General features: G+C 67.5%; 10 protein-coding genes. 2 read left to right on the top strand and 8 right to left on the bottom strand.

Annotated elements, in window-relative coordinates; genetic code table 11:
• The first annotated feature begins 81 nt into the window (after positions 1–81).
• A complete protein-coding gene (locus G3N98_RS11030) occupies positions 82–975 on the top strand; it encodes an NAD(P)-dependent oxidoreductase (RefSeq protein WP_206148182.1) in 894 nt (297 codons plus the stop codon).
• 66 nt (positions 976–1,041) lie between these two features.
• Here the strand turns inward: G3N98_RS11030 and G3N98_RS11025 are convergent, their stop codons facing one another.
• The 4 genes from G3N98_RS11025 to G3N98_RS11010 all read right to left on the bottom strand — a co-directional run bounded on the left by G3N98_RS11025 (position 1,042) and on the right by G3N98_RS11010 (position 4,420).
• The gene (locus G3N98_RS11025; RefSeq protein WP_027784713.1) at positions 1,042–1,488 is read right to left on the bottom strand and encodes a hypothetical protein; all 447 of its coding nucleotides are present in this window, start codon (positions 1,486–1,488) and stop codon (positions 1,042–1,044) included.
• Positions 1,489–1,820: 332 nt separating this feature from the next.
• Positions 1,821–2,252, bottom strand: a complete 432-nt coding sequence (gene mscL / locus G3N98_RS11020; RefSeq protein ID WP_006487991.1) for a large conductance mechanosensitive channel protein MscL — start codon at positions 2,250–2,252, stop codon at positions 1,821–1,823.
• A gap of 232 nt (positions 2,253–2,484) precedes the next feature.
• Positions 2,485–3,651 carry a tetratricopeptide repeat protein gene (locus G3N98_RS11015; RefSeq protein ID WP_089425648.1) on the bottom strand — a complete coding sequence of 389 codons (1,167 nt, stop codon included), beginning with the start codon at positions 3,649–3,651 and terminating at the stop codon, positions 2,485–2,487.
• Between the two features lie 88 nt (positions 3,652–3,739).
• On the bottom strand, positions 3,740–4,420 hold the full coding sequence (locus G3N98_RS11010; RefSeq protein ID WP_059233905.1) for a PspA/IM30 family protein: 681 nt from the start codon (positions 4,418–4,420) through the stop codon (positions 3,740–3,742).
• Positions 4,421–4,864: 444 nt separating this feature from the next.
• Between G3N98_RS11010 and G3N98_RS11005 the strand changes: the two genes are divergently transcribed.
• Positions 4,865–7,381, top strand: coding sequence for a penicillin-binding protein 1A (locus G3N98_RS11005; RefSeq protein WP_089425647.1), 2,517 nt, complete (start codon positions 4,865–4,867; stop codon positions 7,379–7,381).
• 86 nt (positions 7,382–7,467) lie between these two features.
• Here G3N98_RS11005 and G3N98_RS11000 read toward each other — a convergent pair whose 3' ends face one another.
• The 4 genes from G3N98_RS11000 to mfd all read right to left on the bottom strand — a co-directional run bounded on the left by G3N98_RS11000 (position 7,468) and on the right by mfd (position 13,921).
• Positions 7,468–7,899: a DUF3574 domain-containing protein gene (locus tag G3N98_RS11000; protein WP_206148181.1), complete on the bottom strand. Its 432-nt coding sequence runs from the start codon at positions 7,897–7,899 to the stop codon at positions 7,468–7,470.
• Positions 7,900–8,044: 145 nt separating this feature from the next.
• On the bottom strand, positions 8,045–9,064 hold the full coding sequence (locus tag G3N98_RS10995) for a threonine/serine dehydratase (RefSeq protein ID WP_175237146.1): 1,020 nt from the start codon (positions 9,062–9,064) through the stop codon (positions 8,045–8,047).
• 60 nt (positions 9,065–9,124) lie between these two features.
• Entirely contained in the window at positions 9,125–10,345 is a 1,221-nt protein-coding gene (argE, locus tag G3N98_RS10990; RefSeq protein ID WP_206148180.1) for an acetylornithine deacetylase, read from the bottom strand.
• A gap of 105 nt (positions 10,346–10,450) precedes the next feature.
• Positions 10,451–13,921 carry a transcription-repair coupling factor gene (mfd, locus tag G3N98_RS10985; RefSeq protein WP_089431209.1) on the bottom strand — a complete coding sequence of 1,157 codons (3,471 nt, stop codon included), beginning with the start codon at positions 13,919–13,921 and terminating at the stop codon, positions 10,451–10,453.
• Positions 13,922–13,947: the final 26 nt, after the last annotated feature.

The following is a 13,947-nucleotide window of genomic DNA, read 5'->3' as shown; positions in this document are numbered from 1 at the left end:
GCGGCGCCGCGCGTGCCCGGCTTCTTGAGTGATAGGTATGATGGGCGGCAAGTTCAACCCATATCGGAGACGAGGAGCATCGTGGAAGTCGGATTTTGCGGACCGGGATTGATGGGCGCGCCGATGATTCGGCATTTGCTGGCGGCAGGGCATCGGGTCAGCGTGTGGAACCGCTCGCGCGACAAGGCCGAGGCGCTCGTGAAGGACGGCGCGCAGGTGGTCGGCACGCCGCGCGAACTGGCGGAGCGCGTCGAGACGGTATTCGTGTGCGTGCTCGACGGCCGCGCGGTGGGCGATGTCGCGTTCGGCGAGCACGGCCTGCTGTCCGGCGATGCGCGTGCGCGTCGCCTGCAGCGCATCGTCGATCATTCGAGCATTGCGCCCGCCGCCACGCGCGATTACGCGGCGCGTGCAGCGGCGCTCGGCGTCGGCTGGGTCGATGCGCCGGTGTCGGGCGGCGTGCCCGGCGCGCAGGCCGGCACGCTCGCGGTGATGGCCGGCGGCCGCGCGGCCGATCTCGACGCGGTGCGGCCGCTGATCGACGCGTATGCGTCGCGGATCACGCACATGGGCGATGCGGGCGCGGGGCAGACGGCGAAGCTGTGCAACCAGGCGATCGTCACCGCGACGGTGACCGCGATCGCCGAGGCCGTCGGTCTGGCGCAGGCGAGCGGCATCGATGCCGCTCGGCTCGCCGAAGCGCTGGCCGGCGGCTGGGCCGATTCGGTGCTGTTGCAGACGTTCGTGCCGCGCATGACGTCGGGCGGTCATGCTCCGATCGGCGCGCTCGGCACGTTCCAGAAGGACGTCGATGCGATCGCCGACGCGGCGCGTGACACGGGCGCAGTGATGCCCGTATCGGCCACCGTGCAGCAGGTGTTGCGGCTCGGCGCCGCGCAAGGGCTCGCCGGTGCCGATTTCGCCGCGTTCATCGACATCGTGCGACCCGGCAACGAGCGTCAGCAGGTGTCGTGACGGGCAAGCGGGGCGCGTGAATGTCAGATGGGCCGCCCGGAGGCGGCCCATCGAATGGCACGGTGATCAGCCGAGGGAGCGTGGTGTCGTGTCGCCGGCGTTCTGGCGACCGAGCCCGCCGCGCAGGCTCGCTTTCGTGCCTGCACCAAACTCGGGCAGGATGCGCGCACGCGCACGGCTGGCAAACACGAGGAAGCCGAAGCCGTTTGCTTCATACCAGTATCCGCCGTTCTCGAGGCCGTCCAGCGGTTGCTCGAGCGCGTTGGCGATCGATTCGATGCAGCGCTTGCGCAACTCGGCGATGGCGGGATAAGGCGGCTGGGCGCCGCGTACGCTGCACAGGAGCACGTCGAGACCGGGCAGCACATGTGCGTACAGGACGGGTTCGTCCTGCGCACGGGCGCGGGCAATCTTGGTGTCGAGCTGGGCAAACGGTTTCGAGTGGCGCAATACCGCGAGGAATGACTCCTGGCCATCCTGCTGGGCACGCCGACGTTTTTTCGGGAAGGACATAAACACTCGCCTCAAAAACAATTGCAAGAAATGCGGCACTTTCATGCGACCCACTCCCGGCTATGTACGCCGCATGTCGATCCTTTATAGCACACGAAAATGCTGCCTTCGTGCAGTACGACGATCAATGTCTCCCGTCGACCTGCTCGCCATGATCGACACAGCCAGCGTCTTGGCGCCCGTACTGTCGTTTAGTCTCCATCATAGACCTGCTTTCCCCGCGCGTGCATTCGCCCGTCACAAAAAAGTGAGATAGGCCGCATGCGGCGGTGCATCGCGCGCGCAATAAAAAGGCCCGCACGGGGCGGGCCTGGCTGGCGGGGCGCTGGGCTTCAGCGCTGCTTCAGCGAATCGCGGATCTCGCGCAGCAGCACCGTGTCTTCCGGCGTCGCGGCCGGTGCGGCTTCTTCCGGCTTGCGCAGCTTGTTGATGAATTTCACCATCAGGAAAATGATGAACGCGAGGATGACGAAATTGATTGCCACCGTGATGAACGAGCCGTAGCCGAATGCGGCGACACCCGCGGCCTGCAGGTCCTTGAACGAATCGGGATTACCCTTGAACGTCGGGGGGATGGTGCCGAGCAGAACGAACTTGTTCGAGAAATCCAGGCCGCCGGTCAGCACGCCGATGACCGGCATGATGAGGTCTTTCACGACCGAGTCGACGATCTTCGAGAACGCGCCGCCGATGATCACGCCGACGGCGAGATCCATGACGTTGCCCTTGACGGCGAACTCCTTGAATTCCTTGATGATGCTCATGAGCGGCTTTCTCCTGTTGGGGGCGAGAGGAGGCGTGCCGCGACGCGCAGGGATGCAGAGCGTCGAATGAGGGTCGGTGGCACGCCGATGGCCGCATGATAGCGAACGCTCCCCATTGCCGGTAGTCCATCTTGAAATGATTGACAAATCCGCGCGTCGGCGCGGCCGGCCCTGCAGGGGAGCGTGGCGTGCAATGCAGCGCGTCGCGGGGGCGTCGACGCGCTGCGTAGCGTCAGGTGTTGTCGTCGGTCCAGCCGTCGTCGTTGCTGCCGAGATCCATGCCGCCGCCGCCACCGTTGCCGTCGCTCCAGTTCGAACTGTCGCCGCGGCCGAGGTCGAAGCCCGGGTCGTTCTCCTGCCGGCGGCGCTCGCCGTCGACGATCACGTCGCGTTCGACCACGCGCTCGCGGCCGCCGGACATCGCCTCGCCGAGCAACACACCGGTCAGCAACCCGCCCATGCCGCCGCCGAAACCACCGCCGCCTTGCTGGATCACCACCGGCGGTTGCTGTTGCGGGTAGGGCTGCTGAGGATACGGCTGGCCTTGCGCGCCCGTCATGCGATCGGCTTCCTGCGCATACACGGAGCCGCTGCCGTTCGCCGGTGCCGCCGGTTGCGCGGCCGGGTCGGGACGGCCTTCGACGCGTGCCTTCACGCTTGCATGACGCTGTTCGAGTTCATCGACGCGATACGGCGGCACCGGGTTCTTGCCGTTCGACAGCGTTTCGACGAGCGTGCGCGCATCGGTCTCGATCGCTTCGAGTTCGCCCGTGAGCGCCGCGGCGCCGGGCGCCGTCGACAGCTTCGCGTCGAGCTTCAGCGGGCGGATGTCGTTCAGCACGTCGGTGGCGCGCTTGAGCTGGGTGCGGCGTTCGTCGTCGGCGCGGCTGTCGTCGGCCGTGCGTGCGCGCCGCAGCGTCCAGCGCAGCACCAGCGCGATCACCGCGGCAATCAGCCCGAAGCCGATCCACATGCCGGTCGACGGGCCGTGTTTTTCGGCCGGCGCGACGGCGGGCGCGAGCCCCGGCTGCAGTGTCCCTGCCTGCGTGGCCGACGGCACGTTGCCGCTCACGCGCGCGGCGTCGGCGCGGATGCGCGACTCCGTCTGCGCGAAGCGCGATGCGTCGGTGAACTTGAGTTGCGGATCGAGCGACTTCGCGCGCTGCAGCTGCTCGAGTGCGTCGGACGCGCGGCCTTCGCGGTCCAGCACCTGTGCGTACAGGTAGCGCGCATGCGCGTTGTTCGGATGGGCGTCGATGACTTGCGACAGCTGCGTGTCGGCTTGCTGCCAGTTGCGTTGCGCGATCGATTGCTCGACCTGCTGCAGCGACGGGACCGCAAACGCGGCGGACGACAGCACCATCAGCGAGAGGCCGAGTGCGGCGAGAGATTTCTTCATGGTCGAACCGGGCGCAGGCGCCCGTCTCCTGACGATCGGTTCGCGCCGCGCCCGGGGCGGGCGGCGGCGCGGTGGCCCGCAGTGGCCGTTACTGCGCGGGCGTGTCCAGCTGCTTCTTCAGCGCGGCGAGGCGATCCTCGACCGACGGGCCCTTGTTCAGCGCGGCGAGCTTGTCGTCGAGCGCCTTGCCGCTCGACGTGTCGGCCGAATTCAGGCGCGCGTCCGAGCGGGCGTTCTGCAGCGCGACCTTGTCCTCGAGCTTCTGGAAGTCCTCGGACAGGTTCTTGCCGCCGATGCCGCCCAGGGCGCTGGCCGCGACGTCCTTCGCCTGCGCGATTTCCTGCTTGGCCTGCAGGATGTTCGAGCGTGCATTCAGGTCGTTGCGGCGCTGACGCATGTCGGCGATCTGCCCCTTCAGCTTGTCGACCGACGGCTCGAGCGTCGTCAATTCGGCTGCGAGCGCGTCACGCTCGGCTTCCGCGTTCGACTGCGCGGCAAGGGCCTCGCGGGCGAGCGCTTCGTCACCGGACTGCAGCGCGCGCTTCGCGCCGTCCTCGTACTTCTTCACCTTGTCGTCGGCCGCATCGCGCTTGCTGCGCTGGGTCGCGACCTGTGCCTCGATCTCGATCAGCGAATTCTCGGCACGGCCGATGCTGTCGTCGAGCTCCCGCACGATCTGCCGTGCGTCGCGCGACGGATCCTGTACCGAATCGGCCGCATCGTTCAGCAGGCCTTTGATCGTGCGCGAAACAGAGTCGAAAAGCGACATGAAATCCTCCGTGGTTGAAAGGCGCCGCGTGAGAGCGGCAGTGCCCGTTGCGAGCCGGTTCCGACCCGCATGAGCCGGCGGATATTACACCACCGGTTCACTTAAATACGGCTTAAACGCGCGAGTTCAAGCGGCTTGCGCATCACGATGTCGAACCTTTCGCGATTGAAAGAAAGCCGGCGCGTGCGCGCGATATTGCGTGTCCATGATAGGCAGAGGATGCCGACAATACGTTCCTTAAATCACGGCATTGCGGGAATTTTTACAAAAAATCGCGAAGGCACCCGGTCGATTTCATTAAAATGCGCTGTCACGTCGCGGGAACGGATCGCCGCGCGGCGGGGTCTGTCGACGTGACAGCCGCATCACGCTGTATCCGCTCTGATTCATTCGCCTGCATTTCCGCATGCGTCCGAGGGCGCCACGACCGCCCGCCATTCCGACATGCCAATTATCAAACGACCGCCTTCTTCTTCCGACAGGAACGAACCCCACTACACGCTGCGCCGTTCGCCGTCCGGAGCCTATTACCCCGATGACGACGATCGCGACGACGACCGCCGCACCCAGCGCAGCGGCGGCGGAGGGCGTGGTCGCTCGTTCGGCTCGCGCGTCATGCTGTGGTTCGCCGGCCTTATCGCGACGCTGGCGATCGTCGGCGCGCTGATCGTCGGCTATGCGCTGGTCGTGATGGCGCCGCAGCTGCCGTCGCTCGATGCGCTGACCAACTACCAGCCGAAGGTGCCGCTGCGCGTGTTCACGGCCGACCACGTGCTGATCGGCGAGTTTGGCGAAGAGCGCCGCAGCCTCGTGCGCTTCCAGGACATTCCGGACGTGATGAAGAAGGCGGTGCTCGCGATCGAGGACTACCGCTTCTACGAACACGGCGGCGTCGACTTCGTCGGCATCCTGCGTGCGGGTGTCGCCGACCTGATGCACGGCGGCGCGCGCCAGGGCGCGAGCACGATCACGATGCAGGTCGCGCGCAACTTCTTCCTGTCGAGCGAGAAGACCTACACGCGCAAGATTTACGAAATGCTGCTCGCGTACAAGATCGAGAAGGCCCTGACGAAGGACCAGATTCTCGAGCTGTACATGAACCAGATCTATCTCGGCCAGCGCTCGTACGGCTTCGCGGCCGCCGCACGCGTGTATTTCGGCAAGGACCTGAAGGACATCACGCTCGCGGAAGCGGCGATGCTCGCCGGGCTGCCGAAGGCGCCGTCCGCGTATAACCCGGTCGTCAATCCGAAGCGTGCGAAGGTGCGCCAGGAATACATCCTGAAGCGCATGCTCGAGGTCGGCTACATCACGCAGCCGCAGTACGACGAGGCCGTGAAGGAAGAGATCCACGTGCGCACGCCGGGCAACCAGTACGCGGTGCACGGCGAGTACGTCGCCGAGATGGTGCGGCAGATGATGTACCAGCAGTACAAGGACGAAACCTATACGCGCGGGCTGACCGTCACGACGACGATCAACTCGTCCGACCAGGAAGCCGCGTACCAGGCCGTGCGTCGCGGCATTCTCGACTACGAGCGCCGCCATGGCTATCGCGGGCCGGAAGCGTCGATCAAGCTGCCCGCGGCCGGCGACGACCGCGACGAGGCGATCGACGACGCGCTCGCCGATCACCCGGACAACGGCGACCTGCAGTCGGCGGTCGTGCTGTCGGCATCGCCGAACGCGGTCGAGGTGCAGTTCGTCGGCGGCGCGACCACGACGATCGGCCCGGCCGGGCTGCGCTTCGTGGCGGGCGCGCTCAGCCCCCGCGCGAACGACACGCTGCGCATCAAGCCGGGCTCGGTCGTGCGCGTGCTGAAGGACGGCAAGACGGGCTGGCAGGTCGTGCAGCTGCCGCAGGTCGAAGGCGCGCTCGTCGCGATCGCGCCGCAGGACGGCGCGATCCGCTCACTCGTCGGCGGCTTCGACTTCAACAAGAGCAAGTTCAACCACGTGACGCAGGCCTGGCGGCAGCCGGGCTCGTCGTTCAAGCCGTTCATCTACTCGGCGTCGCTCGACAAGGGGCTCGGGCCGGCGACGATGATCAACGACGCGCCGCTGTACTTCCCGCCGAGCGTGCCGGGCGGCACCGCCTGGGAGCCGAAGGACGACGACCAGCCGGACGGCCCGATGACGATGCGCACCGGCCTGCAGCGTTCGAAGAACCTCGTGTCGATCCGGATCCTCGCGTCGATCGGTACGCAGTACGCGCAGCAGTACGTCACGCAGCGCTTCGGCTTCGATCCCGCGAAGACGCCGCCTTACCTGCCGATGGCGCTCGGCGCGGGCCTCGTGACGCCGCTGCAGCTCGCGACCGGCTATGCGGTGTTCGCGAACGGCGGCTACAAGGTCGACCCGTACCTGATCGCCGAGGTCGACGACGCACGCGGCCAGGCGCTGCAGAAGTCGCAGCCGGTGCTCGCGGGCAGCACGGCGCCGCGCACGATCGAAGGCCGCAATGCGTACGTGATGAACAGCCTGCTGCATTCGGTCGCGACGGCCGGCACGGGCGCGGGCACCAACGCACTGGGCCGCAGCGACCTGCAGGGCAAGACGGGTACGACGAACGACGCGAAGGACGGCTGGTTCGCCGGCTACCAGCAGTCGCTCGTCGCGGTCGCGTGGATGGGCTTCGATCAGCCGAAGAGCCTCGGCAGCCGCGAATTCGGCGCACAGCTCGCATTGCCGATCTGGGTGAACTACATGCGCACCGCGCTGAACGGCGTGCCCGAGCAGCAGATGCCGATGCCGGACGGCCTGACGTCGATCGACGGCGAGCTGTACTACGCCGATCGCACGCCGGGCAACGGCTTCGTCGCGAACGTCGACATCAACCCGGCCGAGAATTCGATCAGCGCGAACGACGCACTCGGCTCGGCTGGCGCGGCGGGGCTTGCGCCGCCGCCCGTCACGCCGCAGGAGAAGCAGCAGATCATGGACATGTTCGAGAGCAAATAAGCGGCACGCCGCGGTTCCGGCATGCGACGGGCGCCTTCGGGCGCCCGTTTTTTTGCGCGAATGGCCGGCAGACGGAGAGGGGGGAATCAGAACGATGCGCAGGCCGGCACGACCGTCATGCCGACCGATTGCTGGTGAAATCGCTGCATGTACGCTTGCCGGATCGCGGCGAGCCGCGCACGTGTGTCGGCAGTATCGTCGGCGATGATACGGAGCACGAAGCTGTCTTCGCGCGTGATTCCGCCGCTTGTCTGGTCGCGCCACTGGCCGTGTGTATCCCAGTAGGTGAGGCCGTCGGGGAACCGTGGTGTGACCGTGTCGGCGAGGAATGCCGCGCGCTCCGCATCGGTGACGGGGCCGCGCCCCGTGATGTCGCGCCCGAACAGCAGGTCGGCCTGCAGCATGCGGTTTTCGCCGGGCTGCGTGCAGGCCGGCGGTGCGTCGACGACGGGCGACGGCGGTGCCGCGCAACCGGCGAGCAGGGCGGTCGCCATGACGCAGGCGGCCAGCGAGCGCATCTGCCCATTTCGTGACGATCGACCTCCGCGCGCGCAAAACGCTGCGCGCTCAACCACTTGCGTGCTTGTCCGGCGGGTTATCAACAGGGCTGTCAACATAATCTGGGGATAACCCTAGGTTCATCCACGCGTGCCCGATGTGGGGTCAGTGCTGCAGTGTCGCGTGCGCGAGATGCATGCCGAGTGTGGCGGGGTCGGTACTGGTGCCCGACAGCAGCACGCCGACGCGCTTGCCCTGCAGCGTTTCGCGCAGCGGGCCGAGCAGGGCGGCCAGCGCAGCCGCGCACGCCGGTTCGACCGACAGTTTCAGCTGCGAGAACAGGAACAGCATCGCGGCCCGCAGCGCGTCGTCGGACACGGTGACGATGCGGTCGACGTGGCGCCGGCACAGCTGGTAGCTGTATTCCTCGGTATGCGGCGCCATCAGCGAATCGGCGATCGTCTGCATCGCGCTCATCTTGATCGTGTGATTCGCCGCGAAGCTGCGGCTCATCGCATCGGCGCCTTCCGGCTCGACGCCGTACACGTGCACACGCGGATTCGCGAGCCGCAGCGCGGTCGCCATGCCGGCCGCGAGCCCGCCGCCGCCGATCGGCACGATCACCGCGTCGAGGTCGGGCGTCTGGGTCGCCCATTCGTAGCCGAGCGTCGCGGTGCCGAGGATCGTGTGATAGCCGTTGAACGGATGGATGAAGAAGCGGCCTTCCTCGGCCTCGATCCGCCGGACCAGATCGAATGCCTGCGATGCGCTGCCGGCCAGCACGACTTCCGCGCGGTACTGCTTGCATTGCGCGATGCGCGACGGGCTTGCGGTATGGAACATCACGACCTTGGCGCTGCTGCCGAGCCGCATCGCCGCGTACGCGACGGCCGCCGCGTGATTGCCGGCCGATACGCAGGTGACGCCGGCGTTCCTGCGCGCCTCGTCGAGCGCGAGCAGGTGCGTGAATGCGCCGCGCGCCTTGAAGCTGCCGCTGACCTGCAGCAACTCGAACTTGAAGTTGACGTGCGTGCCTTCAAGCGATGGCAGGTCGGCGCGTTCGAACACGGGCGTGCGCGCGACCCACGGCGACAGCGCGAAATGCTGTGCGGCGATTTCGTCGAGCGTCGGGATCGGCTCGCCGTCGATCGTCGTATGGGCGGCGCCCTGTTGTTCAGTCGACATGACGTGGCGGGTGGCGGAGTGGGCCGGCCCGCACACGCGAGCCGGCGTGGCGGGGGGCAGTCAGTGTGCGTCGACCGACATGCTGCGGATGAACTTGCGCAGGAACTGTTCGCAGCCGGCGAGCTGCGCGAGCTCGACATATTCGTTCGGCTTGTGCGCCTGCTCGATGTTGCCGGGCCCGCACACGACGCTCGGGATGCCCGCGCGTTCGAACAAACCGGCCTCGGTGCCGTACGCGACCTTGCGCTTGTCCTGGTCGGCCGTCAGCGCGCGCACGAGCTGCGTGATCGCGGCCTGTTCGGTGGCGTCGAGGCCGGGCGCCGCGGCGATCTTCGAGAACTCGATCGCGGCATTCGGATGCTCGCGCAGCATCTGCGGCAGCAGCGTGTCCCGTGCATACGCTTCGATGCGCGTGAAGATCTGCTCGGGATCGAGCGTCGGCAGGTTGCGGAACTCGAAATCGAACCGGCATTCGGCCGGCACCGTGTTGATCGCGTTGCCGCCCTGGATCGTGCTCGTCTGCGCGGTGGTGAACGGCACGTCGTACAGTTCGTCGAACGGGCCTTCGGCGCGAAAGCGGTCGGCGATGTCGCGGATGTGGCAGATGAGCCGCGCCGCGTACTCGATCGCGTTCAGCCCCTTCGGCGTCAGCGACGAATGCGCCGCGTGGCCGCGCACGCAGCAGCGGTACGCGTTGATGCCCTTGTGCGCGATGATCGGCCGCATGCTGGTCGGCTCGCCGACGATGCAGCCGGACGGCTGCACGCCGCGCTTGACCAGATCCGCAATCATCAGCGGCGCGCCGGCGCAGCCGATTTCCTCGTCATAGGACAGCGCGAAATGGATCGGCTTCGCGAGCTTCGCTGCCTGCATCTCGGGCAGCAGCGCGAGCGCGGCGCCGATGAAGCCCTTCATGTCGCAGGTGCCGCGGCCGTACAGGCGGCCGTCGCGGATTTCCGGCGCGAACGGGTTGCTGTCCCATTGCTGGCCGTCGACCGGCACGACGTCGGTATGCCCGGAGAGCACGATGCCGCCGTTCGTCGAGCCGTCGTGCGCGGGCACGGTGGCGAACAGGTTCGCCCAGCCTTCACGCGGATCGTGCGTGATCGTCGATGCGATGCCTTTCGCGGCGAGCGCGTCACGCACCGTTTCGATCAGGCCGAGGTTCGGCACGCGGCTCGTCGTGTCCATCGACACCAGTTGCTTGATCCAGGGCAGGCTGACGAGCGACGCTGCGCCTTGGGGTGCGGCGGACGGCGCTGTCGCGTCGAGAGTGGACATGGCAAGACTCCGTCTGATGAATGGGAAAATCATACTCAAAAACGCGTCGGCCCGCCCGCGCCGGGCGCGGTGCGGTGCAGCAACGCCGCGCCCGTCAGTATCGCGTCAGCGCACGGCGGCAGCCGCTCCCTGCTTGGGTCCGAGCGCGCGCAGCGTTTCCTTGATCGTCGACACGCGGATCGCGAGATCGGGCGAGCGCGTCTCGATGCGCAGCTTGTCCTGGCCCGCGAGCTTGATGTGCCGGTGCTTCTGCACCATCTCGATGATCCGCATCGGGTCGATCGGCGGATTCGGCTCGAACTGCAGCCCGATCGCCACCTCGCTCGCGTCGATCTTCACGATGCCGAGCGGCTTCGCGGCGATCCGCAGCCGGTGCGTCTCGACGAGCGCGTGCGCCTGCGGCGGCAGCTTGCCGAAGCGGTCGATCAGCTCTTCCTGGATGCCGTCGATCGCGTCGCCGTGCTCGCAGTTCGCGAGCCGCTTGTAGAGCGACAGCCGCTCCTGCACGTCCGCGCAGTAGTCGGCCGGCAGGATCGCCGGCGCATGCAGGTTGATTTCGGTCGTCGCGGCGAGCGGGGCGGTGAGGTCGGGCTCCTTGCCGTTCTTCAGCGCCTTCACCGCGTCGTTCAGCATGTCCGTATAGAGCTGGAAGCCGATCTCGTGGATCTCGCCGGACTGCTTGTCGCCGAGCACTTCGCCGGTGCCGCGGATCTCGAGGTCGTGCATCGCGAGATAGAAGCCCGAACCGAGTTCCTCCATCTGCTGGATCGCTTCGAGCCGGCGCTGCGCCTGCTTGGTCAGCGCCTGCGGATCGTGGACCAGCAGGTACGCATACGCCTGGTGGTGCGAGCGGCCGACGCGGCCACGCAGCTGGTGAAGCTGCGCGAGGCCGAACTTGTCCGCGCGATGCATGATGATCGTGTTCGCGCTCGGCACGTCGATGCCGGTCTCGATGATGGTCGTGCACAGCAGCACGTTCGCGCGCTGCGCGACGAAATCGCGCATCACCCGTTCGAGTTCGCGTTCGTGCATCTGGCCGTGCGCGATCACGATGCGTGCTTCGGGCACGAGCGCCTCGAGCATCGCCTTGCGGTTCTCGATCGTCTCGACCTCGTTGTGCAGGAAGTACACCTGGCCGCCGCGCTTCAGTTCGCGCAGCATCGCCTCGCGGATCACGCTTTCCTCCTCGCGGCGCACGAAGGTCTTGATCGCGAGCCGCTTCTGCGGCGCGGTGGCAATGACCGAGAAATCGCGCAGCCCTTCGAGCGCCATCCCGAGCGTGCGCGGGATCGGCGTCGCGGTGAGCGTCAGCACGTCGACTTCCGCGCGCAGCGCCTTCAGCGCTTCCTTCTGGCGCACGCCGAAGCGGTGTTCCTCGTCGATGATCACGAGGCCGAGGCGCTTGAACTGCACGTCCGACGACAGCAGCTTGTGCGTGCCGATCACGATGTCGACGCTGCCTTCGTTGATTTGCGCGATTGCCGCGTTGACTTCCTTCGTGGTCTTGAAGCGCGACAGCTCGACGATCCGCACCGGCCAGTCCGCGAAGCGGTCGGCGAAGGTCTGCGTGTGCTGCTCGGCGAGCAGCGTGGTCGGCGACAGCAGCGCGACCTGCTTGCCGCCCAGCACCGCGATGAACGCGGCGCGCAGCGCCACCTCGGTCTTGCCGAAGCCGACGTCGCCGCACACGAGGCGGTCCATCGGCTTGCCGCTCGTCATGTCGCCGATCACGGCGGCAATGGCGGCCGCCTGGTCGGGCGTTTCCTCGAAGCCGAAGCTCTCCGCGAACTTCACGTAGTCGCGCGGATCGAGCGAGAACGCGTGGCCTTCGCGCGCCGCGCGGCGTGCGTAGAGGTTCAGCAGCTCGGCGGCCGTATCGCGGATCTGCTGCGCGGCCTTGCGCTTCGCGCGTTCCCACTGGCCGGAGCCGAGCGCGTGCAGCGGCGCGCTGTCGGGATCGGCGCCGCTGTAGCGCGAGATCACGTGCAACTGCGCGACCGGCACGTATAGCTTGCTGTCGCCCGAGTATTCGAGATGCAGGAATTCGGTTTCGCCTTCGCCGAGATCCATCGACACGAGGCCCATGTAGCGGCCGATGCCGTGCTGTGCGTGGACGACCGGGTCGCCGACCTTCAGCTCCGACAGGTCGCGCACCATCGCGTCGACGTTGCTCGCCTGTTCCTGCCGGCGGCGGCCCGTGCGGCGGCCGAGGGCGCCGTACAGCTCGGTTTCGGTGACGACCGCGTAGCCTTCGCCCGGCACCGCGAAGCCGTTCGCGAGCGGCGCGACGCCGAGCGCGAAGCGTGCGTCGCTCTCGAGCCAGCCGGCGAAGTGGTCGTTCGACGCGGGGCGCAGATGGTGTTCGGCGAGCAGTTGCAGGATCGTCTCGCGCCGGCCGGCCGATTCGACGGTCAGCAGCACGCGCTTGCCCGACGATTCGACGAACGTGCGCAGCGACGCGAGCGGATCGTCGGCATGGCGGTCGACGGTGAGCTCGGGCAGCGCCGTCGCCCAGCCGCCGGCCGGCTGCGCGGGCAGCACGACCCGTGCGAACGGCTTCGCGAACGCGAAGAAGTCCTCGTCGGACAGGAACAGGCGCTGCGGCTCGAGGATCGGCCGCTCGCGATCGTGCGCGAGGAACGCATGGCGCTGCTTCGTGTCGGCCGTGAAGCGGCGGATCGACGCCTCGAGATCGCCGGTGAACACGAGGTGCGCATCCTGCGGCAGGTAGTGGAACAGCGTGGCGGTTTCGTCGAAGAACAGCGGCAGGTAGTACTCGATGCCGGCCGACGGCACGCCGTTGCCGATGTCCTTGTAGATCGGCGCGCGGCTCGGGTCGCCTTCGAAGGTTTCGCGCCAGCGGCTGCGGAAGGCCGTGCGTGCGGCTTCGTCGAACGGAAACTCGCGGCCGGGCAGGAGGCGCACGTCGCGTACCGGGTAGAGGCTGCGCTGCGTGTCCGGGTCGAACGCGCGGATCGAGTCGACCTGGTCGTCGAACAGGTCGATCCGGTACGGCAGCGGCGAGCCCATCGGGTACAGGTCGATCAGCGAGCCGCGCACGCAGTATTCGCCGGGCCGCACGACCTGGCTCACGTGCTCGTAGCCGGCCAGCGTGAGCTGCGCCTTCAGCTTCGCCTCGTCGAGGCGCTCGCCCTGCGCGAATGCGAACGTGTACGCGGCCATGAACGACGCGGGCGGCATCCGGTACAGCGCGGTGGTCGCGGGCACGAGCAGGATGTCGCAGCGGCCTTCGCCGAGGTCGTGCAGCGTGGCCAGCCGCTCGGACACGAGATCCTGGTGCGGCGAGAACGTGTCGTACGGCAGCGTTTCCCAGTCCGGCAGCAGGCGCACGCGCGCGTCGGGCGAGAAGTAGCGGATTTCCTGCGAGAGCCGCTGCGCGTCGACCGCGTTCGCGCAGATCACCGCGAGGAGCGGCACGTCCTGGCGGTTGTCGGCGAGATAACGGGCGATGGCGAGCGCGTCGGCGGAACCATGCGCGCCGTCGAAGGCGAAGCGCTGGCCGGGCTTGACGCGGGCAACGGGCGAGGCGGACGGGGTGGAAGCGTTATCTGGCATAGGGACGACAGGGGTGGCGTGCACGG

This window comes from Burkholderia sp. Tr-20390 (genome assembly GCF_017104595.1).
Lineage (GTDB): Bacteria > Pseudomonadota > Gammaproteobacteria > Burkholderiales > Burkholderiaceae > Burkholderia.
This window is presented reverse-complemented; position numbering and strand designations above follow the sequence as displayed.

Excerpts from the sequence above, each read along its gene's own strand:
- G3N98_RS11015 (WP_089425648.1), bottom strand. The coding sequence starts at position 3,651 with ATGAAGAAATCTCTCGCCGCACTCGGCCTCTCGCTGATGGTGCTGTCG.
- mscL (WP_006487991.1), bottom strand. The coding sequence starts at position 2,252 with ATGAGCATCATCAAGGAATTCAAGGAGTTCGCCGTCAAGGGCAACGTC.
- mfd (WP_089431209.1), bottom strand. The coding sequence starts at position 13,921 with ATGCCAGATAACGCTTCCACCCCGTCCGCCTCGCCCGTTGCCCGCGTC.
- G3N98_RS11000 (WP_206148181.1), bottom strand. The coding sequence starts at position 7,899 with ATGCGCTCGCTGGCCGCCTGCGTCATGGCGACCGCCCTGCTCGCCGGT.
- G3N98_RS11010 (WP_059233905.1), bottom strand. The coding sequence starts at position 4,420 with ATGTCGCTTTTCGACTCTGTTTCGCGCACGATCAAAGGCCTGCTGAAC.
- G3N98_RS11005 (WP_089425647.1), top strand. The coding sequence starts at position 4,865 with ATGCCAATTATCAAACGACCGCCTTCTTCTTCCGACAGGAACGAACCC.
- G3N98_RS11025 (WP_027784713.1), bottom strand. The coding sequence starts at position 1,488 with ATGTCCTTCCCGAAAAAACGTCGGCGTGCCCAGCAGGATGGCCAGGAG.
- argE (WP_206148180.1), bottom strand. The coding sequence starts at position 10,345 with ATGTCCACTCTCGACGCGACAGCGCCGTCCGCCGCACCCCAAGGCGCA.
- G3N98_RS10995 (WP_175237146.1), bottom strand. The coding sequence starts at position 9,064 with ATGTCGACTGAACAACAGGGCGCCGCCCATACGACGATCGACGGCGAG.